The sequence below is a fragment of the Halomonas garicola genome (assembly GCF_055382465.1).
In genome coordinates, this window is record NZ_AP043931.1 from 1,020,592 (window position 1) to 1,046,432 (window position 25,841).

The 25,841-nt window shown below is 59.0% G+C and carries 26 protein-coding genes and 1 tRNA gene; 26 read left to right on the top strand and 1 reads right to left on the bottom strand.

What is annotated here, in order from left to right:
* Window positions 1-14: 14 nt before the first annotated feature.
* From ACZ46Y_RS05155 to ACZ46Y_RS05165, 3 genes are all read left to right on the top strand, one after another.
* The gene (locus ACZ46Y_RS05155; RefSeq protein ID WP_311956931.1) at window positions 15-1,970 is read left to right on the top strand and encodes a diguanylate cyclase; all 1,956 of its coding nucleotides are present in this window, start codon (window positions 15-17) and stop codon (window positions 1,968-1,970) included.
* The gene (locus ACZ46Y_RS05160; protein ID WP_311956932.1) at window positions 1,970-2,917 is read left to right on the top strand and encodes an AEC family transporter; all 948 of its coding nucleotides are present in this window, start codon (window positions 1,970-1,972) and stop codon (window positions 2,915-2,917) included. Before ACZ46Y_RS05155 ends, ACZ46Y_RS05160 begins: the two co-directional genes overlap by 1 nt.
* A 76-nt stretch (window positions 2,918-2,993) precedes the next feature.
* A tRNA-Arg gene (locus ACZ46Y_RS05165) sits at window positions 2,994-3,070 on the top strand.
* A 760-nt stretch (window positions 3,071-3,830) separates the two neighbouring features.
* On the opposite strand, the gene glyA is transcribed toward ACZ46Y_RS05165, so the two are convergent.
* Window positions 3,831-5,099, bottom strand: coding sequence for a serine hydroxymethyltransferase (gene glyA / locus ACZ46Y_RS05170; protein ID WP_311956934.1), 1,269 nt, complete (start codon window positions 5,097-5,099; stop codon window positions 3,831-3,833).
* A gap of 341 nt (window positions 5,100-5,440) precedes the next feature.
* On the opposite strand from glyA, the gene ACZ46Y_RS05175 reads away from it, so the two are divergent.
* The 23 genes from ACZ46Y_RS05175 (at window position 5,441) to ACZ46Y_RS05285 (ending at window position 25,721) form a co-directional block, all read left to right on the top strand.
* Window positions 5,441-5,872: a DVU3141 family protein gene (locus ACZ46Y_RS05175; protein ID WP_311956936.1), complete on the top strand. Its 432-nt coding sequence runs from the start codon at window positions 5,441-5,443 to the stop codon at window positions 5,870-5,872.
* The gene (locus ACZ46Y_RS05180; protein ID WP_311956938.1) at window positions 5,873-7,678 is read left to right on the top strand and encodes a polysaccharide biosynthesis/export family protein; all 1,806 of its coding nucleotides are present in this window, start codon (window positions 5,873-5,875) and stop codon (window positions 7,676-7,678) included.
* Between the two features lie 19 nt (window positions 7,679-7,697).
* Window positions 7,698-8,501: an ABC transporter permease gene (locus tag ACZ46Y_RS05185; protein WP_311956940.1), complete on the top strand. Its 804-nt coding sequence runs from the start codon at window positions 7,698-7,700 to the stop codon at window positions 8,499-8,501.
* Window positions 8,502-8,683: 182 nt separating this feature from the next.
* Window positions 8,684-9,715, top strand: a complete 1,032-nt coding sequence (locus ACZ46Y_RS05190) for an ABC transporter ATP-binding protein (RefSeq protein ID WP_311956942.1) — start codon at window positions 8,684-8,686, stop codon at window positions 9,713-9,715.
* A 108-nt stretch (window positions 9,716-9,823) separates the two neighbouring features.
* The gene (locus ACZ46Y_RS05195; protein ID WP_311956943.1) at window positions 9,824-10,906 is read left to right on the top strand and encodes a KpsE/RkpR family capsule polysaccharide export protein; all 1,083 of its coding nucleotides are present in this window, start codon (window positions 9,824-9,826) and stop codon (window positions 10,904-10,906) included.
* 122 nt (window positions 10,907-11,028) lie between these two features.
* Window positions 11,029-11,346 carry a hypothetical protein gene (locus ACZ46Y_RS05200; protein WP_311956945.1) on the top strand — a complete coding sequence of 106 codons (318 nt, stop codon included), beginning with the start codon at window positions 11,029-11,031 and terminating at the stop codon, window positions 11,344-11,346.
* 34 nt (window positions 11,347-11,380) lie between these two features.
* Complete coding sequence (gene rfbA, locus ACZ46Y_RS05205; RefSeq protein WP_311956956.1) at window positions 11,381-12,253, top strand: glucose-1-phosphate thymidylyltransferase RfbA; 873 nt, start codon at window positions 11,381-11,383, stop codon at window positions 12,251-12,253.
* A 163-nt stretch (window positions 12,254-12,416) separates the two neighbouring features.
* Window positions 12,417-13,310 (top strand): NAD-dependent epimerase/dehydratase family protein, encoded by an 894-nt coding sequence (locus ACZ46Y_RS05210; protein WP_311956965.1) that lies wholly within the window; start codon window positions 12,417-12,419, stop codon window positions 13,308-13,310.
* Window positions 13,311-13,328: 18 nt separating this feature from the next.
* Window positions 13,329-16,160 carry a rhamnan synthesis F family protein gene (locus ACZ46Y_RS05215; RefSeq protein ID WP_311956969.1) on the top strand — a complete coding sequence of 944 codons (2,832 nt, stop codon included), beginning with the start codon at window positions 13,329-13,331 and terminating at the stop codon, window positions 16,158-16,160.
* Between the two features lie 5 nt (window positions 16,161-16,165).
* A complete protein-coding gene (locus ACZ46Y_RS05220) occupies window positions 16,166-17,188 on the top strand; it encodes a hypothetical protein (protein ID WP_311956972.1) in 1,023 nt (340 codons plus the stop codon).
* Window positions 17,185-18,462, top strand: coding sequence for a hypothetical protein (locus ACZ46Y_RS05225; RefSeq protein ID WP_311956974.1), 1,278 nt, complete (start codon window positions 17,185-17,187; stop codon window positions 18,460-18,462). Before ACZ46Y_RS05220 ends, ACZ46Y_RS05225 begins: the two co-directional genes overlap by 4 nt.
* Window positions 18,462-19,739, top strand: coding sequence for a hypothetical protein (locus ACZ46Y_RS05230; protein ID WP_311956976.1), 1,278 nt, complete (start codon window positions 18,462-18,464; stop codon window positions 19,737-19,739). The genes ACZ46Y_RS05225 and ACZ46Y_RS05230 overlap by 1 nt, the downstream gene beginning before the upstream one ends.
* 24 nt (window positions 19,740-19,763) lie before the next feature.
* Window positions 19,764-19,916, top strand: a complete 153-nt coding sequence (locus ACZ46Y_RS05235; RefSeq protein ID WP_311956978.1) for a hypothetical protein — start codon at window positions 19,764-19,766, stop codon at window positions 19,914-19,916.
* Window positions 19,917-19,970: 54 nt separating this feature from the next.
* Window positions 19,971-20,225, top strand: a complete 255-nt coding sequence (locus tag ACZ46Y_RS05240) for a hypothetical protein (protein ID WP_311956980.1) — start codon at window positions 19,971-19,973, stop codon at window positions 20,223-20,225.
* A 30-nt stretch (window positions 20,226-20,255) separates the two neighbouring features.
* On the top strand, window positions 20,256-20,435 hold the full coding sequence (locus ACZ46Y_RS05245) for a hypothetical protein (protein WP_311956982.1): 180 nt from the start codon (window positions 20,256-20,258) through the stop codon (window positions 20,433-20,435).
* Between the two features lie 232 nt (window positions 20,436-20,667).
* Complete coding sequence (locus ACZ46Y_RS05250) at window positions 20,668-21,750, top strand: glucose-6-phosphate isomerase (protein ID WP_311956994.1); 1,083 nt, start codon at window positions 20,668-20,670, stop codon at window positions 21,748-21,750.
* A gap of 85 nt (window positions 21,751-21,835) precedes the next feature.
* Complete coding sequence (locus ACZ46Y_RS05255) at window positions 21,836-22,954, top strand: ISAs1 family transposase (protein WP_311956996.1); 1,119 nt, start codon at window positions 21,836-21,838, stop codon at window positions 22,952-22,954.
* A gap of 21 nt (window positions 22,955-22,975) precedes the next feature.
* Window positions 22,976-23,398: a glucose-6-phosphate isomerase gene (locus ACZ46Y_RS05260; RefSeq protein WP_311956985.1), complete on the top strand. Its 423-nt coding sequence runs from the start codon at window positions 22,976-22,978 to the stop codon at window positions 23,396-23,398.
* An 83-nt stretch (window positions 23,399-23,481) separates the two neighbouring features.
* On the top strand, window positions 23,482-23,781 hold the full coding sequence (locus tag ACZ46Y_RS05265) for a type II toxin-antitoxin system RelE/ParE family toxin (protein ID WP_300274768.1): 300 nt from the start codon (window positions 23,482-23,484) through the stop codon (window positions 23,779-23,781).
* Complete coding sequence (locus tag ACZ46Y_RS05270; RefSeq protein WP_311956988.1) at window positions 23,778-24,074, top strand: addiction module antidote protein; 297 nt, start codon at window positions 23,778-23,780, stop codon at window positions 24,072-24,074. Before ACZ46Y_RS05265 ends, ACZ46Y_RS05270 begins: the two co-directional genes overlap by 4 nt.
* 169 nt (window positions 24,075-24,243) lie before the next feature.
* Window positions 24,244-24,621 (top strand): hypothetical protein, encoded by a 378-nt coding sequence (locus ACZ46Y_RS05275; RefSeq protein ID WP_311956990.1) that lies wholly within the window; start codon window positions 24,244-24,246, stop codon window positions 24,619-24,621.
* Between the two features lie 35 nt (window positions 24,622-24,656).
* Window positions 24,657-24,890, top strand: a complete 234-nt coding sequence (locus tag ACZ46Y_RS05280) for a hypothetical protein (protein ID WP_311956992.1) — start codon at window positions 24,657-24,659, stop codon at window positions 24,888-24,890.
* Between the two features lie 81 nt (window positions 24,891-24,971).
* The gene (locus ACZ46Y_RS05285; RefSeq protein ID WP_311881913.1) at window positions 24,972-25,721 is read left to right on the top strand and encodes an IS5 family transposase; all 750 of its coding nucleotides are present in this window, start codon (window positions 24,972-24,974) and stop codon (window positions 25,719-25,721) included.
* Window positions 25,722-25,841 lie beyond the last annotated feature (120 nt).

Sequence of the window (25,841 nt, forward strand, 5' to 3'; positions counted from 1 at the left end):
CGCTTCGGGGGCGGATGCTGTTCGGCCTTGCCTGTACCTGGCTGATTGTCGTGGCGCTGGTGTTAAGCATCGCCTGGTACCTGGGCAAACACATGGCCCAGGAAACCAGCGTCGCGCACCTGCGCTACGAAACCGCCATGCTGGCCGATGAAATCACGCAGCAGGTCAACTCGCGCATCAGTGCCCTTGAGCACCTGGCCGAGGTGGCCGACACGCCGGATACCACGGACTCGCTGAAGCGCCGGCTGCGGCACAACGAGGCGCTGCTTGAGTGGTTCGAAGGGCTGGTGATCAGCGATGCCGAGGGCAATCTGGTGGCCGACTGGCCGGTGCTCGCCGCGCGTCGCGATTTTAATATCAACCACCGCGAATTCTTCCGCATGGTCAAGGGCACCGGCTATCCTTACGTCAGCGAGCCTTTTATCGGCCGGGCTAGTCGGGTGCCTCTGGTGCTGATCGGCGTGCCGCGCCGGGACGCCGGCGGTAACTTTGCCGGCATGGTCGGCGGCTTCATGAGCCTGGACAGCGGCGGGCTCTTTACTCGCCTGGCCAGGCAGGTGAGTCACGGCAGCTACGTGGCGGTCTTCACCGCGTCGGGCAAGGTGCTTTACCACCCCGAGCACGACAACATCATGGCGAGCGTCGATACCCTTGTCGATAATCCCGAGCTTGTCAGTGCTATGCACGGCTGGGAGGGCGAAGCCGTCGGCGAGCTTTTTAACGGCAAAAAGGGGCTGCAGCTCTACGAGCAGGTATGGCCGGCCAGCTGGATAGTGGGGCGCTTTACGATTCTTGACCAGGTTCAGGCGCCGCTTGCCGGTTTTATCCGCCAGCTATGGTGGGTCTGGGTACTAATGGGGCTCTGCATGCTGCCGCTGCTGTGGTGGGTACTGGGGCATATGCTGAAGCCCTTGCGGCACCTGCAAAAGCAGATTGGCGAAGTCGGCCAGGAGCGCCGCGAGCGCATCGATCTCGCCGGCGGGGCGGTGGAGTTTCAGGACCTTGCCTGCACGTTCAACCAGGTCGAGGCCGAGCGCAAGACGCTGCTGCATAGCCTGAAGGAGCGCGGGGCCTTTCTTGACGAGATGCTCAACGCCACGCCCGAGGGTATGTTCGTGGCCAACCTCGACGGCGACATCACCTATATGAACCCCGCTCTGCTGGCGATGCTGGGCTTTACCGCCACCCTGACGACGGCCCGCTGGCTCGACCATGTTCACCCCGATGACCGCGACGGTATTGTCGACATGTGGCGCGACAGCCTGGCGACGCGCAACGACTTTGTGCTTCAGCTGCGCTTTATTCGCTCGGACGGCATCATACTCTGGCTGGAAATTCATTCCCGGTTTGTGGTGCTTTCCCGGGGTGCGCAGTCGCTGGACCTGGTGGGCACCATGAAAGATATTACCCAAAGCCGCGAACAGGAAGCGCTGGCGCGCTGGGAGGCCGAGCACGACCCGCTCACCGGCTTGCTGAACCGCCGCGGATTCGAGCGTCGGCTGGACGAAGCCTTTGCCGAATACAAGAAAACCGCCACGCCTTCGGCGCTGCTGATGTTTGACCTTGACCATTTCAAGCCTATCAATGACCAGGGCGGCCACGCCCTGGGCGATGAGATGCTGCGCCGCATTGCCCTGGTATTGAACCGTAAGGTACGCCGAAGCGATTACGCTGCTCGCCCGGGTGGCGATGAGTTTGCCGTGCTGCTACCCAGCTGTACGCTCGCCCAGGCGCAGCCCATAGCTGAGTCCCTGCGCCAGGCCGTTGCCGATATTGCCGTGTCCGCCCAGGGCCGGGAGTTCCGCGTGACGCTGAGCATGGGCGTCACCGCCTTCAGCCCCGGCGACCAGGAGGTAAAAAAAGCGCTTGCCCGGGCGGACGCCGCCAGCTATGAGGCCAAGGCCCTGGGGCGTAACGCCCTGATTGTCAGCATGCCCGACGGTGACGACCGGCCGGGGCAGCCCGACTGATGCCGCTGCTGGAGATATTGACCCGCACGCTTGAGGTGACGCTGCCGGTTTTCGTCATGGTGTTTGTGGGCATGGGGCTAAGGCGCATCGGCTGGATCGACGCGGCCTTTGTAGCGACCGCCTCGTCGCTGATTTTCAAGGCCACGCTGCCGGCGCTGGTGTTTCTCAGCCTGATTCGCGCCGACCTTGGCGAGGCGCTTAACTTGCCGCTGCTGGGCTTTTTTGCCCTGGCGACCCTGGTGCAGTTTGCCCTCTGCTGGGGGTGGGCGCGCTACCGCGTGCCGCCCTCTGACCGAGGCACCTATATTCAGGGGGCGTTTCGCGGCAACTGCGGCATTGTGGGGCTGGCGCTGGCTCATGCCATGTACGGCGACTACGGCCTGTCGGCCGGCAGCGTGCTGCTTGGCCTGGTGATCGTGCTCTACAACAGCCTGTCGGTGGTTGCTCTGATCGTGCATCAGCCCGGGCCTACCGGCAGCGCCACCACCCTTGGGCGCAACATTGCCACCAATCCGCTGATCATCGCCGTGATCGCGGCGCTGCCGTTTGCCGCGCTGGATATCACGCTGCCCGGCTGGGTGATGCACACCGGCGACTTGTTCGCCTCGCTCACGCTACCGCTGGCGCTGATCTGCATTGGCGGTACGCTTTCCCTGGCCGCGCTGCGCACCAGCGGGCGCAGCGCCGTGAGCGCCAGCCTGTTCAAGATGCTCTGGCTGCCGGCGCTGGCCACACTTGCCGCGCTGGCAAGCGGGTTTCACGGTCGCGAGCTGGGCCTTTTGTTTTTGTACTTCGCCGCGCCTACGGCCACCGGCAGCTTCGTTATGGCCAGGGCGCTGGGCGGCAATGCCCCGCTTGCCGCCAACATCATCGCCATGACCACCCTGGCCGCAAGCGTGACCGTCACCCTCGGCATTTTTACCCTGCAGCTTGCCGGCTGGGTATAAGAAACCGCCCTCAGCGGTTGGCGCGCGCCGCCGGTGGCGTTATACTGCCCGCGCTTTTTCAAGCACCTGCCCGTTTGCCCCTATAGCTCAGCCGGATAGAGCGTCCCCCTCCTAAGGGGAAGGCCCCAGGTTCGAATCCTGGTAGGGGCGCCAGTTTTTCCTCCCGTATTATTTAGCTTCAAAAGAGCGGTAGTCCTGCGGCCTGATATAGACGGCGTGTGCGCCTTGCCCGCTACCGTCATCGCGAGGAGCGCATACCCACTACCGTCATCGCGAGGAGCGCATACCCACTACCGTCATCGCGAGGAGCGCATACCCACTACTGTCATCGCGAGGAGCGCAGCGACGTGGCGATCTGCTTTTTGTGAGCGGCCGGAAAGAACGAGATGGCCACGCTTCGCTCGCCATGACACAGGGAGTGCCACGCTGCGCTCGCCATGACGCAGGGAGTAAGTGCTTCGCTCGCCATGACACAGACGGCGTGTGCGCCTTTCCCGCTATCGTCATCGCGAGGAGCGCATACCCACTACTGTCATCGCGAGGAGCGCAGCGACGTGGCGATCTCATGCTGCGCCGCTGGCAACGAAACCCGAGATGGCCACGCTGCGCTCGCCATGACGCAGGAAGTAAGTGCTTCGCTCGCCATGACACAGACGGCGTGTGCGCCTTGCCCACTACTGTCATCGCGAGGAGCGCAGCGACGTGGCGATCTCATGCGGCGCCGCCGGCAACGAAACCCGAGATGGCCACGCTTCGCTCGCCATGACACAGGGAGTGCCACGCTGCGCTCGCAATGACTGGGAAGTAAAGTGCTCCGTTCGCCACGACCCGGGAAGTAAAGTGATCCGTTCGCCATGATGCAGGAAGCAAAGTGCTTCGCCCCTGCAGGGCAGGGGCGCGGTGAGCATTGCTCTCAGTCTGTATACACCGGGAACTGCGCGCACAGCTCGGCGACCTGTTCCTTTACGCTGGCTTCAATCGTGGCGGTGTCGTCGCCGTTGGCGAGGACGTCGAGCACGTCGCAGATCCAGCCAGCCAGACGGCGGCATTCGTCGGTGGTGAAACCGCGGGTGGTGACCGCCGGGGTGCCGATGCGCAGGCCCGAGGTGACAAAGGGGCTTTGCGGGTCGCCGGGCACGGCGTTCTTGTTGACCGTGATGTTGGCCCGGCCAAGGGCCGCGTCGGCGTCCTTGCCGGTGACGCCCTGCTTGATCAGCGACAGCAGGAAGAGGTGATCCTCGGTGCCGCCGGAGACGATGTCAAAACCGCGCTCAATGAACACGTCGGCCATGGCCCGGGCGTTTCTGACCACCTGCTCCTGGTAGGCCTTGAACTCCGGCGCCATGGCTTCCTTGAAGCAGATCGCCTTGGCGGCGATAACGTGCATGAGCGGGCCGCCCTGGCCGCCGGGGAAGACGGCCGACTGGAGCTTTTTCTCCATGGTTTCGTCGTTTTCGGCGGAAAGGATGATACCGCCCCGGGGGCCGCGCAGGGTCTTGTGCGTGGTCGAGGTGACGACGTGGGCGTGGGGTAGCGGACTTGCGTAGAGGCCGGTGGCGACCAGCCCGGCGACGTGGGCCATGTCCGCCAGGAAGTAGGCGCCCACTTCATCGGCGATCTGGCGAAAGCGCGCCCAGTCAATCACGTGGGAATAGGCCGAGAAACCGGCGATGATCAGCTTCGGCTTATGCTCCCGAGCAAGCTCGGCCACCTGGTCGTAGTCGATCAGACCTTGCTCATCGAGGCCGTACTGAACGGCGTTGTAATGCTTGCCGGAGAAGTTGGGCCCGGCCCCGTGGGTCAGGTGGCCGCCGGCATCGAGACTCATGCCAAGGATGGTATCGCCGGGTTTGGCCAGCGCCTGGAACACCGCGCCGTTCGCCTGAGAGCCGGAGTGCGGCTGGACGTTGACGTAGGTCGCGCCAAAAAGCTCCTTGGCATAGTCAATGGCCAGGCTCTCGGCGATATCCACAAACTCGCAGCCGCCGTAGTAACGCTTGCCCGGATAGCCTTCGGCGTACTTGTTGGTCAGCTGCGTGCCCTGGGCTTCCATCACCCTGGGGCTTGCGTAGTTTTCAGAGGCGATCAGTTCAATGTGATCTTCCTGACGCTGCACTTCTTTTTGCATGGCGTCGTAAAGGGCGTCATCAAACCCGGCAATGGTCATGCTGCGGCTAAACATCGGCGCTAAACCTCGTAACGAAGGGCAAACAGAAATAAACCAGAAGGTCATCATAACGCAGCGCCAGGCGGGTTTCATCGCATGTTTCGCAGCGGGTGAGTGAATGCGCCTCATGGCCGTATGGCCGCATCGCTCATTACTTTACCCCTTGCCATAGATGTAGCATTCACTCGCCTATGCCCATACACTACGTGCGGGCGTTTTCGGGAGGAAGACGTCGGTAACTGAATGTAGTACATTGCAGCCTTTTTTCAGCCAAACATCGTCATATCGGTAGGGCAAGGGAATGCGCCCGGTACAATCCCCGGGCGGTAGCGTGCCTTTTTGATGGAATCCCCCGCATGTTCAAACATAATCTAATGTCTTCACCGACGCGCCGCCTGAGCGTGCGCCTGATCGTTTACCGTATGGCTAGCGTGCTGGCCGCCGGCGTACTGCTGACCGGCTGTGCCCAGGGGCCTTACGGCGCATCGGGCGGTGATCGCGGCTACGTGCTAAGTCACGACGGCGCCCGGCCGATCGAAAACGCTACGCTCAACGGTTTTCTTGACCAAACACCGGGCGACAGCGCCGTGACCGTGGCGACCAGCCCCTGGGGCAACAACGTGGAAGTGGTGGCCGAGTCGCGCTATTTTGCCGCCAGCGGCCGCGAGTGCCGCAAATTACGCATCGTGACGCCATCCCGGGAAACACGCAAAGCGCTGGTATGTCGCACGGACAACGGCTGGGTAGAGCAGCGCCTGGTCACGCAAACGGCAGAGGGGCGCCTGTAAATGATATCGCGTTTATCCAGAGTTTCGACGAGGCACGCTCCCCATCGCCGGCCGGCGGGTAAGGCGTGTCAGGCCGCCGCGCGGCTGGCCGTTATTGCCCTGGGCTGCGCGCTGCTGCCTGTCACGGCAAGCGCCCAGACGCTAAGCCTCCCCGACAGCATTGTGCCCCAGGAGTCCGAGCGCGATAGCACCGGCCAGGCCAGCAGTGCCAGGCAGGACCGCGAGCGTAACCAACAGGGCGAGGCCGACGAGCCCAGGGCTGACTGGCGGAGCGGGACTTACGGCCCGGTCTCCCAGGAGAAGCAGGACGAGCTGATTGACAGCCTGCAGCCGTTTGGCGCCAATCTGTTTGAAGGCGGATTCCGCGGCGCCATGGGGGACGGCATGAATCCGCGCTATCGCGTTAAACCCGGCGATCAGGTCACCGTCAGGGCCTGGGGTGCGGTGAGCCTGGATCGCGCCCTGCCGGTTGACGTTCAGGGCAACATCTTCATCCCCGGCTACGGGCCGTTGGATATCGAAGGGCAGAATAGCGCCCAGGTCGATTCCAGCGTACGCCAGGCCATTACCTCGATGTACCCCGAGCAGGTGCAGGTATACACCAACCTGCAGGGCGTGCAGCCGGTTGCCGTCTATGTTACCGGCTACGTGGAAAACCCCGGCCGCTACGCCGGTACGCCAAGCGACTCTCTGCTGTATTTCCTCGATCAGGCCAACGGCATCGATCAGGACCTGGGCAGCTATCGCAAGGTGCATGTCAAGCGCGGCGGTCGCGTTATCGCCACGGTGGATCTCTACGATTTTCTGCTCAGCGGTGACATCCAGCAAATCCAGTTCCAGGACGGCGATACCATCGTGGTGGAAGAGCGTGGGCCGGCTATTGCCGTGACCGGTGACGTGCGCCAGGAGTACCGCTATGAGCTGGAAGGCAGCGCGCTGAGCGGCTCCCGGCTTGTTGAACTTGCCCGGCTGGAAAGCGGTGTATCCCACGTGCTGCTACGCGGCAGCCGTAGCGGCGGCCCCATTGCCGAATACTTTCCGCTCCCGCGTTTCAGTAACCAGACGGTGCAAAGCGGCGATGAAGTCATGTTCAGCGCCGACGAGCGCAACGAAACTATCGTGGTCGAGCTTGAGGGCAGCTACCTCGGGCCGTCGCGCTATGCTTTGCCGCGCAACGCCCGTCTGGGCGAGCTGCTGGACGCCGTTGCCGTGCCCAAGGACATGACCGCAGTCAACAACATATCCCTGCAGCGCGAAAGCGTGAAAAAACAGCAGGCGGAGTCGCTGGAAGACAGCCTCCGGCGCCTGGAAACCACCTACCTCGGCGCGCCCTCAAGCACCGATGAAGAAGCTCAGGTGCGCGCCCGGGAAGCCGAACTGATTCAGGACTTCATCAAGCGCGCCCGGGAGCTTGAGCCCAGCGGCCGGCTGGTGGTGGCCCACGACGGCAGAATTGCCGATATTCGCCTGCGCGACGGCGATACCGTCACGATTCCCGAAGAAAGCGACTCGCTGCTCATCAGCGGGGAAGTGGTCGTGCCCCAGGCCGTGGTCTATCGTCCGGGCATGAGCGTCGAGGACTACGTTGACGGCGCCGGCGGCTTTACCCAGCGCGCTGACGACGACAATATCCTGCTGGTACGCCAGAACGGCGCCGTGGTCAGCGCGAGCAGTGCAAGGCTCCATCCCGGCGATGAAATCCTGGTGATGCCCAAGGCGCCCACGCACAACCTGCAGCTCACCAAGAGCCTGACCCAGATCCTCTACCAGATCGCGGTGGCCACCAAGGTGGCGCTGGATATTTAACGGGGAAACGAGCGCGATCATGCCCACAGATCAGCACAACTCCCGCACGCCGTGGCAGGTAACCCGCAGCGTCTGGTACGCCATGTTCATGCGCGAGGCAATCTCGCGCACCATGGCCGACCGCATGGGCTGGTTCTGGATGATCTTCGAGCCGCTGGCCTTCACCCTGATCATGGTAGGTATTCGTACCTATATCCGGGGGGTGGACCGCTTCATCGTCAACGCCGAGTTCATCCCCTGGATGATCATCGGCCTGATGGGCTTCTTTCTGGTGCGCGAGGGCATGATGCGCGGCCTGGGCGCAGTGGATGCCAACAGCGCGCTGTTCGCCTACCGCCAGGTGCAACCCTTCGACCCGGTGCTGGTGCGCCACTTCCTCGAGGGCATGCTGCGCACCTTCATCTTCCTGATCTTTATCGTCGGCGGGTTGATGGTTGGCGTCGACATGAACCCCGATAACGCCATCAGGGCCATGATCTGGTGGATCTCGCTATGGTGCCTGGGTCTTGGCTTGGGGCTGATCACCTCGGTGGCCGGCACCCTGGTGCCCGAGGTAGGCACGGTCATCAAGATGGTCAACATGCCGCTGCTGATCCTCTCCGGGGTCATCTTCCCGCTCAACCAGTTGCCTCACTGGCTGCTCGAGTATCTGATGTACAACCCCATCGTGCATGGCCTCGAACTGCTGCGTCTCGGCTTCTTCGAAGGCTACCAAGTGGTGCACGGTACCAGTACCAGCTACTTCTGGATGTTTACCCTGATTACCCTCACGCTTGGGCTGCTGATGCATGTCCGATTCAAGGAGAAGCTGAAGGCCAAGTAGCCGGGCGGAGCCCGGCTACTTAGCTGGAAGAGCGTCGCTTCGCTCCTGGAAGCTAAAAGCTGGAAGTAACCCAATCCCAACATCGGTTTAAGGATTTTTCTTCCAGCTTCAAGCTTCCAGCTTCAAGCTTAAAACTACTATCTCCTGGCTTGGCCGGGCTCACCACTCACCACTCACTACCAATGATCCAGATAAACGGCCTCTACAAGCGCTATCACCGCCAGCGGAAGGTCTACGACTGGGTGCTGGAGGATATCAACCTCACCATCCCTACCGGCGTCAGCGTTGGCCTGTTGGGTCGCAATGGCGCGGGCAAGTCGACACTGCTCAAGCTGATTGCTGGCATGGATACCCCTGACCGCGGCGAGATCCATCGCTATAGCCGGGTCTCCTGGCCCATCGGCCTGGCGGGTGGTTTCCAGGGGAGCATGAGCGGACGCCAGAACGTCAAGTTCGTGGCTCGGGTGCATGGTGGCCGCTATAACGTCGACGATATCATCGCCAAGGTGGAGGCCTTCGCCGAGATCGGTGACGCATTCGATGAGCCCATCAAGACCTACTCCAGTGGCATGCGCGCTCGCCTCAACTTCGGCCTCTCGCTGGCCTTCGACTTCGATATCTACCTCTCCGACGAGGCCACCTCGGTAGGCGACCGCGCCTTCAAGGCCAAGGCCACCAAGGCCTTCAAGGAGAAGGTCGGCCAGGCCAGCCTGGTGATGGTCAGCCACAGCGAAGGCATCCTCAAGGACCTCTGCCAGTCCGGCATCTACCTCAAGGATGGCCGCGCCACCTGGTACGACGATATCAACGACGCCATCGCCGCCTACCACGCAGAGACCGACGCCGCCCGCCAGGCAAACGGCACCGCCCCCGAGCCGCCCGCCGCCAAGCCCAAGGCGGAGGCCAAGCCCAAGGCGGCAGGGCAGGGCGCCGCTGCCAAGCCCGCCGGGCAGGCCAAGCCTGCAGTCCAGGCCGCCCAGCCAGACGACGTCGAGATCCCCACAGGCTTGACGCTCCCCCAGGCACGCCAGCAACTCCGCCAGATCAAGGCCGAATTCGATGCCGCCAAGGCCGCCTTCGACCAGGCCAAGGCCGACGATCTGCCTCCTCATGAACGCAAGCCCTATGGCGATGAGTTCCGCGCTGCCCGCGAGAGGCTGATGCAGGCCCGGCGTAGGGTGCAGGCACTGCAGCCGCCGCAGAACGATGGTTGACCACCTCGTAGGAGCCCGATTTATCGGGCGATCCAGGCTCCGTAACCATCCAATCCACTTCATCGCCGGATAAATCCGGCTCCTACAATTCGAACCGAGCCTTTTCCCATGAAAGGATTCATCAAGTCCCAACCTCACTGGGCCGCGGCCCTGTTCGCCATCCTGCTGGTTAGCCTCTACTGGTTCCTGTGGGCCGAGGATCGCTACCTCTCCCGTGCCACCGTGGTGCTGGAGAGCCCCCAGATCGCCCAGCCCGACATCAGCTTCTCCTCCATCCTTACCGGCGCCTCCGGCGACAAGGACCTGCTGCTGCTGCGCGAGTACCTGCTCTCGGTAGATATGCTCAAGGAGGTGGAAGAGGAGCTGGACTTTCGAAGCCACTACAGCGAGAACGGTGATGTGTTCGCGCGCCTGGGTGACGCCGAAGCGCCCATCGAGGACCTCCACAAGTACTACCTGCGCCGCGTCACGGTGGAGATGGACGAATACGCCGGCGTGCTCAACGTCGAGGTGCAGGCCTACACTCCCGAGTTCGCCCACAAGATGGTGCAGCTGCTGCTGGAAGCCGGTGAGGCGCATATGAACGACATGGGCCAGCGCCTCGCCTTCGAGCAGGTCGAGTTCCTCGAGGAGCAGCTGCGCCGCCTGGAGGACCGCCTCGATGATGCGCGCGCCGATCTGCTCGCCTTCCAGAACAAGGAAGGCCTGGTCTCGCCGACCAGCACGGTGGAGAGCATCAACCAGGTGGTCGCCACCCTGGAGGGCGAGCTGGCCCGTATCCAGGCCCAGCGCAAGGCGCTTTCCAGCTACCAGAGCGTACAGTCCGCCGATATGCGTCGGGTGCAGTCCGAGATCGAGGCCCTGCGCGAGCAGATCGAGAAACAGCGCGACCGCCTGGCCCAGGCCACCGGCGAATCGCTCAACCGCATCTCCTCCCAGTACGAAACCCTCGAGCTCAAGGCTCAGTTCGCCCAGGAGACTTACTCCAGCGCCCTGGCCGCCCTGGAGAACACCCGCCTGGAAGCCGCCCGCAAGCTCAAGCAGGTCAGCGTGCTGCAGAGCCCGCTGTTCCCGGAATACGCCACCAAGCCGGATCGGCTCTACAACGCCAGCGTCTTCGCCATCGTCACGCTGTTCCTCGCCCTGATCGCCAGCATGATGATTCTGATCATCCGTGATCACCGGGATTGAGTGAATGGTGAGCGCCGCTTCGCGGCTTGTGAGCGCTTCGCTTGTGAATGGTGAATAGTGAATAGTTCCACTCACCATTCACCATTCACCACTCACCATTCACAACTCACAGGAGACCAACCATGACTGATACCCCCCAGCCAGCAGCAGAACCCAAGAAGCCCACCCCCGCCAAGGAGCTTCCGCTGGACCAGCTCGACCCCGCCACCCTGGTCGAGCGGATCAAGGCCGAGGAGCCCGAGGCCCTCAAGCGCATCAGCGACAAGCGCGCCGCCGCCCTGGTGGAAAGCACCTTGCGTGCGATGCGCAATGAGCTGGACGAAGTCCCCGAGCGCCGCCTGCGTATCGATGGCGTCGGCACTTTCGTCATTCGCCAGGTCGAGAGGCCCAAGGATGGCCAGCTCGTCCAGCGCATCGGACTCAACCCCGCTGGCCGCTAACGCCTCACTCCTCACCACTCAAGGACGAATCCCCATGGCACGTAAAGGCATCATCCTTGCCGGCGGTTCCGGCACCCGTCTGCACCCCATCACCCGCGGCGTCTCCAAGCAGCTGCTGCCAATCTACGACAAGCCGATGATCTATTACCCCATCTCGGTGCTGATGCTGGCCGGCATCCGCGAGATCCTGATTATCTCCACTCCGGAAGACCTGCCTCAGTACGAGAACCTGCTGGGCAGCGGCGAGGATTTCGGTGTGCGCTTCGAGTACGCCGTTCAGCCGAGCCCCGATGGCCTGGCCCAGGCATTTATCATCGGCGAGGAGTTTATCGGCGATGACCCGGTGTGCCTGGTCCTTGGCGATAACATCTTCCATGGCCAGCACTTCAGCGAGCAGCTCCAGCGCGCCGCCGCCCAGGATAGCGGAGCGACGGTGTTCGGCTACCTGGTAAAGGACCCGGAACGCTTCGGCGTGGTGGAGTTCGATGACCAGGGCACGGCCATTTCCATCGAGGAGAAGCCCGACGAGCCGAAGTCACCCTATGCGGTCACCGGGCTCTACTTCTACGACAACGACGTGGTGGAGATCGCCAAGCAGGTGGTGCCCAGCGAACGTGGCGAGCTGGAGATCACCAGCGTCAACAACGCCTACCTGGAGCGCGGCGACCTGCGGGTGGAGCGCCTGGGCCGCGGTTTCGCCTGGCTGGATACGGGCACCCACGACAGCCTGCTGGAGGCTGCCCAGTACGTGCAGACCATCGAGCACCGCCAGGGCCTCAAGGTCGCCTGTTTGGAGGAGATCGCCTGGCACAACGGCTGGATCAGTACCGAGCATCTGGTGGCCTGTGGTCAATCTCTTAAGAAGACTGGATACGGTCAATACCTATTACGTGTGAGCAAAATCTAAGAAATGATGTAATGCAGAGTCGGTTTCTTGTTTTTAAGTGCTGGGGTAAAAGCCAGGAACAGGCTCTTTCATTTTTCTGAAATATATCACGCGAAGGCGAAATGGGAGTGCTGGTGGTGGATAAGCTTCGGGAGAGATCCAGCAAAGAAAGGTATGAGTTGCGATGACAAGCGTAATATTGCTGGGCTGCACAGGATTCATTGGCTCAAACATTGCTAAAGAATTGGATTTTCAGGGAATTGAATGGTTGGGGGTGGCAAGGAGGCCAGTTGCTGAAAGGGGTAATGTGGTACCTCTGGGCGATGAGGCTGAGATAAAAAAATGGTTGCGGAGTCATCCTGTCGTAATAAATGCTATGGGTGGCTTAAAGCCAAATGACTTTGAAAATGACCTTAGGGCCGCGATGGATGAATTCTGGGGAACATCACATCAAGTGATGCAGCTTCTCCGTTCGGTGCCTCCCGCCGGTATGCTGCATATTTCATCAGCTGGCACTGTCTATGGTGAAGCTCCTGGAAGGCCAAGTCGTGAAACTGATATGGTTAATCCTCGGTCTTGGTATGGTAAGGCTAAGGTCATAGAAGAGGCACTTTATCAACAGTTTTCGGCCGACACGGGGGTGAGATTAAGTTGTGCAAGGGTGTCGAATCCTTTCGGAAATATTCACCATCCTCGACACGGACTGATAGATGTCTTATTGCATAGGGCAACCCACGGGATGCCTATCAAGGTAGGGTTTCACCCGGATGCCTGTAGAGATTTCATGTTTGCACCGGACATGGCGAAGACTCTGATCAAGATGGCTAATGGCCTGGTCCAAGGAACATTTAATGTCGGTTCGGGAAAGCAAACAAACCTAAATAGTATAGTCAAAATTGTTGAGACGATGCTTCCTGAAGCACGCATAGAGCGTGTGATGCCGAAAGCTTCAGATGTTGTGGTTAGCGCTGTCGCAACTGAAAAGTTGGAAAAAAACTATTGTGTTGAAACTTCTGGAATGACGCCAGAGGAATATTTAAAAGAAAAGCTACATACTTTTAACGCTAAAATACGATAAATCAGGAGCGGATGAGTTTTGGAAAAAGTCCACTATGAAATTCTCAGGAATAGTGGGGTTGACTGGGCTGAATATAGACGAAACCTGTCGGAGGATGTCGAAGACCCGGTTCTCCTTTTTCTTGATCAGTATGAAAAATATCCGCTAGTCGTTCCAGGGTATTTCGACTCTAGTTTCTACCTCCAAGCGAACCCCGATGTTAAGAAGCAAGGCGTCAACCCTCTCGTTCATTATATATTGTTCGGGGAAGGTGAGGGGAGAGAGAGCCTTCCTGTATCACCTGAAGACAAAGAGCCTGTACATGATGAAAGATATGTAGGCGAAGACGGTGATCCACAAGAAGAAGGGGCTCATAAAGAAATCTCGGAAGATGCAAGTAAGTCTGGAGTTGAAGGTGAAGAGCCTGTAGAAAATCCGATGAAGCACCACCTCAGGAAGCTTCTTTTCGAGAGTGAAGTGCTTCCGAAAGATGCTGCAGAAGAGGAGCTTTCCCAATGGCTGGATGACTTGATAAAAGACTCGGAACTCTCGGTGGCAAGAATCGAAGGGTTCTTTGATCAAAAGCTTTATGAAGCAGTATACCCAGATATTAAGAACGCACCAATCAACTCATTTCAGCACTTTATTTTACATGGCCATGGAGAAGGGCGCACTGGATGGCTGGATATTGATGAAAGGCTAACCTTAGGGAAGGAAAAAGAAAAAGAAAACACTGATACATTGTTGGTTGTTAGCCATGAGGCTTCAGCGACGGGGGCTCCTGTTGTGGCTCTCGAAGTTTCACGCAGGCTGTCGGAGCGCTTTAATGTAATAACCGCAACGTTGAAGGGAGGTGATTTGCGGCCGTATTTTGTTGAAGCGGGAATGCTTCATCTGGATGCTCCTGCCGAGAACGGGGTAGCGGCACTGGAGTATACATTGCGGCACTTGCTCTCTCTCCACGATATTCAGGCAGTCGTGTTAAACTCGGTAGAGTCGATGAGCATGGCTGATGCTGCGGCGAGCATGGGGTTGCCGACTCTAAGCCTTGTACATGAGTTCGCAGAGTATACAAGGCCGGTCGGCAAGATAGGCCGAATGCTGATGACATCCGATATCGTGATTTACCCAGCAGAGAGCTTGGCTCGTTCCGGGATTCATGAGCTGAGAGAGAAAGCTGGGGTAAAGCACTCAATCAATAATATAAGAATTCGGCCACAAGGCTATCTCGGCTATCGATCAGATGAAGATCACGAGTGGTCACTCAGGAAAGCACTTTCACTAAAGGAAGACTCGGTGATCATCGCAGGTGCCGGTCATGTGCAGCCCCGTAAGGGCGTCGACTGGTTTCTCGAAGCTTGCCATCATCTTTATCAGATTCTCTCTGACAGGAAGGACCCTGTGGCCGAACGACTGCAATTCGTTTGGCTCGGCAATGGGTATCATCAAGATGATACCGTGGTCAGTGTGTGGCTAGACGCTTACATCAATCGTACAGGAATGAAACATCAGGTACATTTTCCAGGAGCCGTGAAGGATGTGTCGGCAGCGTTACGTGAGGCCGACATTTATCTGCTCACCTCGCGGCTTGATCCATTTCCCAATGTCGCTGTTGATGCACTGAATGTAGACTGTGGTATTGGTGTGTTCAGAGACTCAAGCGGCATCGCCGATTTCGTTGAAAAGCATTCTGCTCGCGCTGTGATTGCTGATTACGGTGATCCATACCATCTTGGTATGCTGCTGGCAGACAATCTTGATAATCTCAAGTCTAGGGATGGGAAAAACTCGGAAATTTGTCGTCAGCATCTTGATTTCGATGAATATGTCGATGGACTTGTCAAGTCTATCGATGAGGCCAGGCTGCGCAGAGCCGAAACGAGAGAGGCTGAGCTTTCCCCTGAGTTTCTTGTGAAATTCAACACGGGCTTTTACGGGTTAGCTTTCACAGAAGAAGGAAATAAAGCGAGTCATTTTCTCAATCTGCTAAGAAAAGGTATTGCCCTTGCAAAACCATTCCCTGGCTCAGATATACAGCGAGTTCTAGATTCTTTGGAAGAAACTTCTATTAGTTTCGAAGACTTGACGCGGGGCGTGTTGAGTACTGATGTGCCTGGCATGTCAGTGAAAATACTGACGGGTAGCGGTGTCCACGAGTATTCAGGAAGCGTTGCTCTCCAGTTTCATGTTTTCTTTGCCGACTTGATTCCTGAATATTGTGCTTACTTTAAAGCTTTGAAGCACCTTGATGTCGATCTCTTCGTGTCGCATGTTGTTGAGCTGTCAGAAGGGTCCTTGAAAGCGCTAGAAGAGTCAGTAACTGGGCGGGTCTTTACACGAAAGATTGATAATTGTGGCCGGGATGTTTATCCATTTCATCGTCAGTTTGTTGAAGAAATATATGGTAATTACGATGTTGTAGGTCACTTTCATACTAAGAAGTCGAGCGATAATGCGGATGGGGTAGGGGACCGTTGGCGCCGCTATTTGCTAGGCAATCTGATTGGTTCAGAGGAAGCAGCCAATGAGGTTCTTGGCTTATTTAAGGATGACAAGGTAGGGATTGTCTTTGCTGAGGATAGCCATCTGGTTGACGAAGCCTCTAATGGTCCCTGGATAGAGCAGTTGCTTGAGCCACTAGGCTACCAGCGCTGGACACATTATCGACACTTTCCCCTAGGAACGATGTTCTGGGCCCGTGCCTCTGCCCTGAAAGACCTATTGGAATGGAAAGATGATATTTTTGCACTAGACGAGCCAGTTCCTTACGATGGCAGTGTCCTGCATGCCTTCGAACGTATTCTTCCGCAGCTGGTGATGGAGAACGAATATGAGGTACGCCGAGTCTACACTCATGGAACGCATTGGTGATAATAATGAAGCGTAAGCTGATCATCCACGTCGGAATGGGCAAGACCGGCAGCTCCTCGATCCAGAAGACGCTGCGGGTGGCGCGGCCCACCTTGGAGCGGCATGGCATCAAGTACCTCGGACTGATGCTGGAACACCTTAACCTACCGACCGCACAATACGATTGGCATGTCGTGGATGGCTGGTTCGCGTACACTAACAAGGAGCGTGTGCAAGCTAACTCTGAGTTGGCCCATGCCCTTCAATACGCCGATGACCAGTTGCCCACCGAGCTCCACACTCTCATCTGGTCTAACGAATCCCTCTTCGACCGGTTCGAGGACGTGCAGCCGGCACTCGATGCACTGCGTGATCGCTATGACATCCGGGTCATCGGTTATATTCGGCGGCCTGACAGCTGGATCCTCTCCGCCTACCTGCAATGGGGCATCAAGCACAAGGCCTACCGAGGCCCGCTCAAGCCCTTCCGCGCCTGGGTACAGGACAAGCCGTATGTCGTGACACCAATGGCAGAGCAATGGGCGGCTCTTGCCGACGAGGCTCGTTTCTTCAACTTCGATGACATCAATGACGTTAGCGCTCAGTTCGTGCGTGACGCCCTCGGCCTAAGCGAAGAAGAGGTCCCATCACTGCGGGAAAACGACACCCCGCCTCCAGCAGCCATGGCCTTGTTCGCCTATCATAACTCCATGACCGAAGGGACGGTACTTCCTGACGAGCTGGAGCCGCTCCTCAAGCAGGCCGGGCTCTATGAGAAGATGCCGAAGTCTCCGCCCTACAACCGCCTGCTTCCGGATGAAGCCGAGGTGGCTGAGTACGTCGAAAGACACCGCGATGAAATCGAACGGATAAACACACTGTTCGCGACAGGCGGGCAGAGTGGTTTCGACCTGGCAACGCCACGCTTCAAGGATTACACCACTACGCCGCTGGATACCAACCGGGCGATGATGCAGCTCATCACTCATTTGTGGCACGAGGTTGAAGACTTGAAGGCGCAGTTGAAAAAAAAAGGCGACACGGAATGATCGAAGAGGCCATCGTGCATGTCGGGATGCATAAGACCGGTTCGAGCTCTATCCAGGCGACCCTACATAATCTTGCTTCGGAGCCTGGTGCGCCGGCGGGTTACTTGAAGCTGAATTCCCCGAATCACTCGGGTTTTTTTATGACTCTACTGTCTGAAAAGCCAGAGGAGTACCATGCTCACAAGCTAAATGGTCGAACGAAACAAGAGGCTAAAGAGATTCAAAAACGATTTGAGCGAGATCTTGAGTATGCTCTTTCTGTATTTGATTCTCGTGTGCTTATTATTTCGGCCGAAGATCTAAGTGCACCTGGCATGACTGAGAATATGTTAGGCCGCCTAAAAAACATACTCTCGCGCTATTGTTGCTCAGTACGGGTTGTCGGATATGTTCGGCCTCCAGTGGCTTATATGCAGTCTGCATTTCAGCAACGTTTGAAAGGTGGAGATCAGTACGGCCTGGATGTGAAGAAACTTTGGCCGCATTACCGCAAGAGGTTCCAGACACTGGACCGAGTCTTTGGAAAAGAGAAGGTTGACCTTGTACCTTTCCTGCCAGGCTCGCTATATCAAGGTGATGTGGTGCTTGATTTTGCCCGGAGAGCAGGGGTCGAATTAACAGAAGAGGACTTGGTTCGTACTAATGAGTCTATTTCTCTCGAGGCATGTGCTTCCCTGTTTGCAATGCGAAAGCTGCAAAAGGCCGCACCGTATGGTGGCTACACAACCGATAACAACCGCCTGGTAGAGGCGGCCTCTCAGCTGGGTTCGGAAAAGCTCGTCTTCTCACAGAAACTGGTTCAGCCGGTTTTGCAGGCACACCAAGCTGACCTTAACTGGATTAATGACCGACTGGGCCAATCGATTGAGGACGCTCCACGTGTTGCAAAGGCCAGTATTGGAACCGAAGCGGATTTGCTGGAGGTGGCGGTAGCCAATGGGCGATCGCTCTGGCAGCTTCTGGAAGACGAAGCGATAGAGCATAACGGCGAGCCATCCACACCTGAATTGGTCAATCGCTTGGGCTTGCTGACTGCCCAAAACGCACTAGTTTATCAGGAACAAGGTACTGCTGATTCGAGCGAGGTCTTAGGCGGTTTTCGTGAAGCAGATCCCGTATCAATTTTAGAACAAGCTGCAGGCCTGTTCACGCAGAGTGAACCGGAGGCCGCAACCGCTTTTCGCCGCCTGATCGGTCCGGCAAGAGCGCAGGCTCGCAAGGTGGTTGCCGGCAACTTGGCACCGACGCATCCGAGCACAAAGGGGGCTAGCTGATGTCACGATTGGTCATTCATATTGGCATGCCCAAGACGGGTTCGTCCTCTATCCAGGATACTTTGTTTGCCAAGGGCAGGCATGTGGATTTCCGCTACGCGGATCTGGGCGTGGCTAACCAAGGGGGCAAGCTACGTTCGTATTTCAGTACTGATCCATATGAATGGCCCGGTCATCGAGCTGCCGGACGGGCGCCCGATCAGGTAAAGGCCTTCAACGAGGCTGTTGGGCGGGAAGTTTCTGCTATCAAGGCCCAAGGGGGGCAGCAGGTCATCTCTGGCGAGGATCTTTATCACCTTGGCGAAGAGGGCTTGAGGCGGTTGCGTGATGAGTTTAGCAGGGCCTTCGACCGTGTCGAGATTATCGGCTACATCAGACCGCCTGCTTCATTCATTGCTTCGGCCTTCGTCCAGTTGGTCAAGAATCATGGTCAATCACGACTGGATCTCAACAAGTTGTGGCCTCGGTATCGCGCAAAGCTTGAGAAGTTTGACCAGATCTTTGGCCGGGAGCATGTCACCCTGCGGCCATTCGATCACAAAAAACTGGCCGACGGCGATGTGGTGCAGGACTTCTTCCAGTTCCTTGGTGCCCCTATTGATCCCACGGAAATCCGCCGGGTCAACGAATCCCTCAGCCTGGAGGCAACGGCTGCGCTGTTTTTCTTTCGCCAAGAGGGGCCGTGCTACCAGCCCTATCCTGGAAAGGCGAGTGATAACAACCGTCTGGTGAACATGCTCGCTGGCTTCGGCGAACGCAAGCTGCGTTTCGCCGATTCCCTGGTTAGGCCGATTTTGGAACGTGAGGCAGCCGACCTGGAATGGATCGAATCGCGCCTGGGGCAGCCACTCCAAGATGCCGGATCGACGGATGACGATGCCATCACCTGTGAGCAGGATCTGCTGGATGTGGCAAAGGAATCCCGACAGGCATTGGAGGTCTTCGTCCGCGAGCAGGCGCATACGGTCGAGCCGACCCCTCAGCAGATCGCCAACTGGATGGAAAAACTGCGCGTCACCGTCACCGGCAGAGCCTCCAATGGTGTCACCCCGGCACCGTGCTCAGAAAGCAGCTTTTTTACACGGGAGCAGGTGCAGCGCTTGACCGGCCAGAAAATGGGCCCAGCCGCGGCGCTACGGGAGTTGGCGGTAGCGTTCGAGCGCAATGGTCACCGTGAACAGGCCTGCCTTTGTGCAGAGGCTGCGAGTGCACTGCGGCCCGATGTCGCGGGATTGCGTGCACTGAGTGCCCGTTTGTGTGGTGGGCCTGAAGGGTAACAGGTCGCTTAGGGTAACAACTCTATGAGAATCCTGCTGGGCACCAACCAGTTCCAGGAGATCGCCGGCTCCAAGCTGGTGATCCAGGAGTTTTCCGAGCTGTTCATCCATGCCGGCCACGAGGTGGTGATCACCGCCAACTTCGTGGGCCAGCCGCTGACACTCCAACTAGCTTGACAGTGGGGGCATGGGCGTGGCGGCGACAGCTATGGCCGCATTGGCCCAAGGGCGTTGCTGGATGCCGATGTCGTCATCTCCATCGGCAAGACGGTGCCGTACTGCCTGGCCTCGCGTACGCCGGTATTTATCTATGACCACTTCGCCGGGCCGGGCTACCTGAATGCGCAAAATCTCGAGCGAGCGGCCAGGTACAACTTCTCCGGCCGCTGCAGCCGCACGCCACGCAGCGCCGAGCAGCTGGCGACCGAGCTGGTAGAGGGCTACGTCGAGGGAGTCGCTTTCATGCGTGAGCTGCCCGATGTGTAGCGAGGTGCGTATCGCCTGCGTCCACAGCTGATGAAATTGCTGGAGCGTATCGAGCATACCCTGCCCAACGGCGAGCGGCTCGAGGCACTTGAGGCGCATCGGCAGGCCATGCGCCATGAAAAGGCCCTGGCCGAGGCCGCGGGCATGTTCTATCGCATGTGGCGCGGTGCACACCTGACGATGCAGCGGCTCAGAGCTCGGCAGCTGTAACAACGCGCCCGCAAGCAGGGCAGAGCGGAGAGGATATCAGCATGCGTTTCAAGGAAGAGGAGTTAGCAGCGGTGACGACCACTGCCACTATCGACAAACTGCACGGGGAGGCCGGCCACCTGTCATCGCTCTGCCAGGCCGACCTGCTGACAGGTAGCCAGAGGCCGAGGCGCGTCAACGGCGACTCGAGGTCTCGTTCGGTGACTGGCGGCTGGATCTCTCTCGCCAGCGCCTGCAGCCGGAGACGCTCGAGCATCTAGCCGAGTGGGCCGAGGCTTGCGGCCTGGCCGAGCAGCGCCAGGCGCTGTTCGCCGCGGGCATCGTCAACCCTTCCGAGGGACGCCCGGCGCTGCATACCGCCCTGCGCTGGCCACAGGAAACACCGCCTGTAGCGGGCAGTGAGGCGGAGGTGACCTTTGCTGCCGAGCAGCGCCGGCGTATGGCGCTGCTGGTCGAACGGCTGCGTGCCGGGCAGTGGCGTGGTGTGACGGGGCAGCCGATTCGTCATGTGATCCATATCGGCGTGGGCGGCTCGGATCTCGGCCCGCGGCTGGTGGCAGAGGCGCTGGAAGAGACGCACCCGACCCGCGGCCCCTCGGTGCACTATGTCTCCACCATGGATGCCAGCCAGCTGGTGGTGCTGTTCGAAAGACTCGACCCCGCGGCCACGTTGCTGGTGATGGCCTCGAAGTCGTTCACTACCGCCGATACTCGCTACAACCTGGAAACGGCCCTGACATGGCTGAGCAGTGCGCTGGGGGCAAGCCGTGAGGCGATCTGCCGCCAGCAGCTGATCGGCGTTTCCGCCCGGCCGGAGAAGATGGCTGCCCTGGGCATTCCCGAGGCGCACCGGCTGACCTTTGCGGAGGGGGTAGGCGGGCGCTTCTCGCTGTGGTCGACCATTGGTATCAGCCTGGCGGTTCAGATCGGCATGCCGGCCTTCGATGAACTGCTGGCCGGTGCCCATACCATGGATCGCCACTTTCTCGAGGCGCCCACCGTACGCAATCTGCCGGTACTGATGGCCGTGGTGGGCGCCTGGAACAGTCAGTTTTTGGGCATCCCCTCCCATGCGGTGCTTCCCTACGATGGTCGGCTCGCCAGCCTGCCCGGTTACCTGCAGCAGCTGGAGATGGAGTCCAACGGCAAGAGCGTGGGCCGGGATGGGCAGAGCGTCGAGCACACCACCTGCCCGATCCTGTGGGGCGACGTAGGGCCCAACGGTCAGCACGCCTTCTACCAGCTGCTGCACCAGGGCAGCCATACCGTGAGCGCCGACTTCATTGCCGTGGCGCGCCGCAGGGAAAACGCATGAAAAACCGCTCTACGACGGGCTTCGTAGCGCTTTACCAGTAGGAGCTAATGTGGTCATCTAACGACTTTTTCTCATGGATGACCCGATGCTGACGCCGTCCCTTATGCACCATCTATCGATCGTTCCCGACTTCCGTCAGGCGTGGAAAGTGCAGCATCAGCTGTCGGATATTCTCTTCCTGACGGTCTGTGCAGTGATCTGTGGTGCGGAGGGGTGGGACGAGATAGAGGATTTTGGCCACGCAAAGCTGGATTTTCTTCGCCAGTACGGTGATTTTGAGGCTGGCGTACCGAGCCATGACACCCTGGCCCGGGTGATGGCGATGGTGGATGCCAAGCAGGTCCAAACCGCCTTTGCCGAGTGGATGAAGGCTTGTCATGACGTCACCGATGGGGCGGTGGTTGCCATCGATGGCAAGACCCTGCGCGGCTCGTACTGCCGAGGGAAGGGCAAAGGGGCAATCCACATGGTCAGCGCTTTCAGTGCGGCGAATGGTGTGGTGCTGGGGCAGATCAAGACGGCGGAGAAATCCAACGAGATAACGGCGATTCCCGAGCTGCTCAAGCTTCTCAACCTGCAAGGCTGTCTGGTGACGATCGATGCCATGGGGTGCCAGAAGAAGATCGCCACTCAGATCCTGCAGAAGGGCGCCGATTACCTGCTGTCCGTGAAGGACAACCAGCCGGCCTTGGCTGACGCCTTCGAGGCCGCATTCCCCATGGCCAAGGTCGCCAGCTTCGAGGGTGACGCCTATGTCACGGATGAGAAGAACCGAGGCCGGCAAGAGACCAGATACCATATTGTCAGCGAGGTTACTGAAGAATTTCAGAAGCTTAGCTATGAATGGCCGGGCCTGAAATCGGTAGGCGTGGTGATGAGTTTCCGCCAGGAAGGTGATGAGGTGCCGGAAGCCCCGATGATCCGCTACTACATCAGCTCTGCCGACCTGAGCGCCAAGAAGCTCGCCGAAGCGGCTCGTCAGCACTGGCATATTGAGGCGAAGCTCCACTGGTCCTTGGACGTGGCACTGCGAGAGGATGCCTGCAAAATCCATCGCGGACGGGCGGCAGAAAATCTCGCCAGGGTCCGACATATCGCTTTGAATTACCTGAAAGGGGAGAAGCGTTTCAAGGGCGGAATCCGGCGGAAACAGAAGAAAGCGGCGCTGGATGAGACCTATCTGGCAGACATTCTCGCGGTGTAGGATCTTTCATGCGTTTTCCCTGTGGCGCGCCGCCATGCCCAAGCCCCCGAGGCCCTGCGGGAGACCCTGAGTGCGCAGCAGCGTCTGACCCTCGCCAACTGCCTGGCCCAGGCGCAACTGATGGCCCTGGGCGACGACGCCATACCTGCCTCGCTGCAGGCCCATATGGCTCGCGGCTATCGCGGTAACCAGCCTTGCTCGGTGCTCGTGATGGAGGAGCTGACGCCCTGGAACCTGGGCGCCCTGCTCGCCATGTATGAGCACAAGGTGTTCGTTCAATCGCTGCTGTGGGGGCTCAATCCCTTCGACCAGCCCGGGGTGGAGCTGGGTAAGCGCCTGGCCCAGGGCCTGGAGCAGAGCCTGGCGGAAGGCGACGCCGCCGGCGACTGGGTTGATGATGCCGCTACCCGCGCGATGGTGGAGCATTTGTTGAAGCATTCGTAGGCGGAAAGTGCCCGGCTGCGCGGCCAACGAGCCGGAGCGAGGCAGCCATTGAGGTGCTGTAGTTTATAAACTACACTTGCATCATGCTCGATATCAAACAGACCGACACGTACCGGAAATGGGAGCGCAAGTTGCGGGATCAACGCGCCAAGGCGCTGATAGCGGCGCGTGTCTTCCGTCTCGCCAATGGCTTGCCAGGCGATGTTCAGCCCGTAGGGCAGGGTGTCAGCGAGCTACGCATTCATCATGGCCCTGGATATCGTGTCTATTTCAAGCAGCGCGGCAGCGAAATCGTCATTCTTCTTTGCGGTGGCGACAAGAGTACGCAGCAGCGCGATATCGAGACAGCACAGCGGCTTGCAGCAGAGTGGGAGGCGTCATGAGCGATAAGATTTTTGACTACGATCCGGCAGCCGCCCTGGAAAGCGAGGAGGCGATTGCGGTGTTTCTGGCGGATGCGTTGGAAACGGGCGACTCCGCCTACATTGCCAAGGCGATGGGCGTGGCAGCACGTGCCAAAGGCATGAGCGAGCTTGCCCGGGAAACCGGGCTTTCCCGCGAGCAGCTGTATCGCTCATTCAGCGAGCAGGGGAACCCCACGCTGAAAACCATGCTGGTCGTGATGCGAGCCCTTGGCGTTGACCTGACGGCTCGCCCGCATGAGCCGGCTGCGTAACACCGCTATTCGCGCAGCAAGTTGCTCTTTCCCCACGGCCCTCTCTTTCAGCTTCCAGCCGCGCAGCGGCGCTCTTCCAGCTCCAAGCTCACGGCGCTGGCGGGTGAAACACCTTGCGCTCCTTTTGATCGGGCAATATATTGCCTGTGTAAGCCTTTGAGGAGCTCCCATGCATTTCCGTGTTCGCAAGCAGGTCGTCCAGCTGGTCCGCATGAAATATGACCCCGCTATCAAGCGGGGGCGGGCCCAGGTGGTGGGTAGCGTCAAGCTGGCGAGCCCTATATTGCCCGCCGAGCTGCGCGAGCAGCTGACCGCGCAAGAGGTCGCCGAGTTCGATACCTGGGTGGCCACTCAGCACCGCAGTCATCAGCTCAAGCAGGAGCTGGCGGCGCTGACCCTGGCCGAGCAGATCGATCAGGCGCGGGAGTGGTTCGAGCAGCAGCAGTGCGCGGAGAACCAGGAAGCGGCGCGGGTGCTGGCCGAGGAGACGATGCGCAGCATCAAGCAGCTGCGCAGGACTCTTAATCAGCGTGGGCTTCTCGAGTAAGGCCAACCCCAACGACCCAGACAAGGAACGAGACCATGATGACCGAGACAACTGTCGGTACCCGGCAAGCGACCGAGATTGATACCCTCAAGCCCGCCGACCTGGTGGAGCGCATGAAGGCGCAGAACCCCGACCTGGCCGGCAAGATGAACGACAAGCGCATGGCCGCCCTCGTGCGCGGAACCCTGCAGGCGCTGGCCGCCGAGGTAAACGAGCGTGAGGCGGGCCGCCTGCGCGTGCCCGGCTTTGGCCGTATTAGGGTCTGTTGACGTTTCATGGCAGGGGTATTGGCAGGATAGGGGCAAGCTCACAGAATAAAGGTTCCTAAGCCAACAAACTGCAAGCCTGCCATGCCCCGACAAATGCTCACGGATGAACACTGGCCGAAGCTGAAATCTATCCTGCTTCAACAAGGTATTTATGACAAGACCGATCTGCGTACCACGGTGGAAGGCATCCTTTATCGGATGCGAACCGGCTGCCCGTGGCGGGACCTACCGGAGGCGTTTGGCCCCTGGAACACGGTCTACAAGCGCTTCAACGCCTGGTCAGCGAGTGGAAAGCTGATGAGGATTTTCATCTCTCTGGTGGAAGATCCTGATGTCGAGTGGCTATTTATTGATGGTTCCTACGTCAAGGCTCACCAAGATAGCACTGGGGCTGCCACGGAAGATGCAGAAGCCATTGGCAAAAGTCGTGCAGGCAATACCAGCAAGATCCACTTGGCCGTGGATGCTTATGGGTTGCCGATCGCCTTCAGAATAACCGGGGGTGAAGTGCACGACAGCACGGAAGCCCAGGCATTGATTGACGGTTTGCCGGCAGGTGACGCGCTGGTGGCTGACAAAGGCTATGACAGTGAACGTATCCGTGAGCAGGTCGAAGCCAAAGGAATGGCTGCCGTCATTCCACGCAGGCGTAACTCGAAAAAAGGAAATGCCAATCTGGACAGAGGGTTATATCGCTACCGGCATCTGGTTGAGAATGCCTTTGCTCGATTGAAACCGTATCGCGCCATTGCGACGCGCTACGATAAGCTCAAACGAAATTACGAAAGCATGGTGGCCTTGGCATGCGGCTTTTTATGGCTACCAATGTGAAACGTCAACAGGCCCTAACATCCGCGAGGTGGAGCGTGAGAAGGACGGCCAGATCCTGCGCAACAAGCGCGTGATCCTGCGCCCGGCACAGCCGAAGGCCTGACGGCCGGCAGCAAGTAT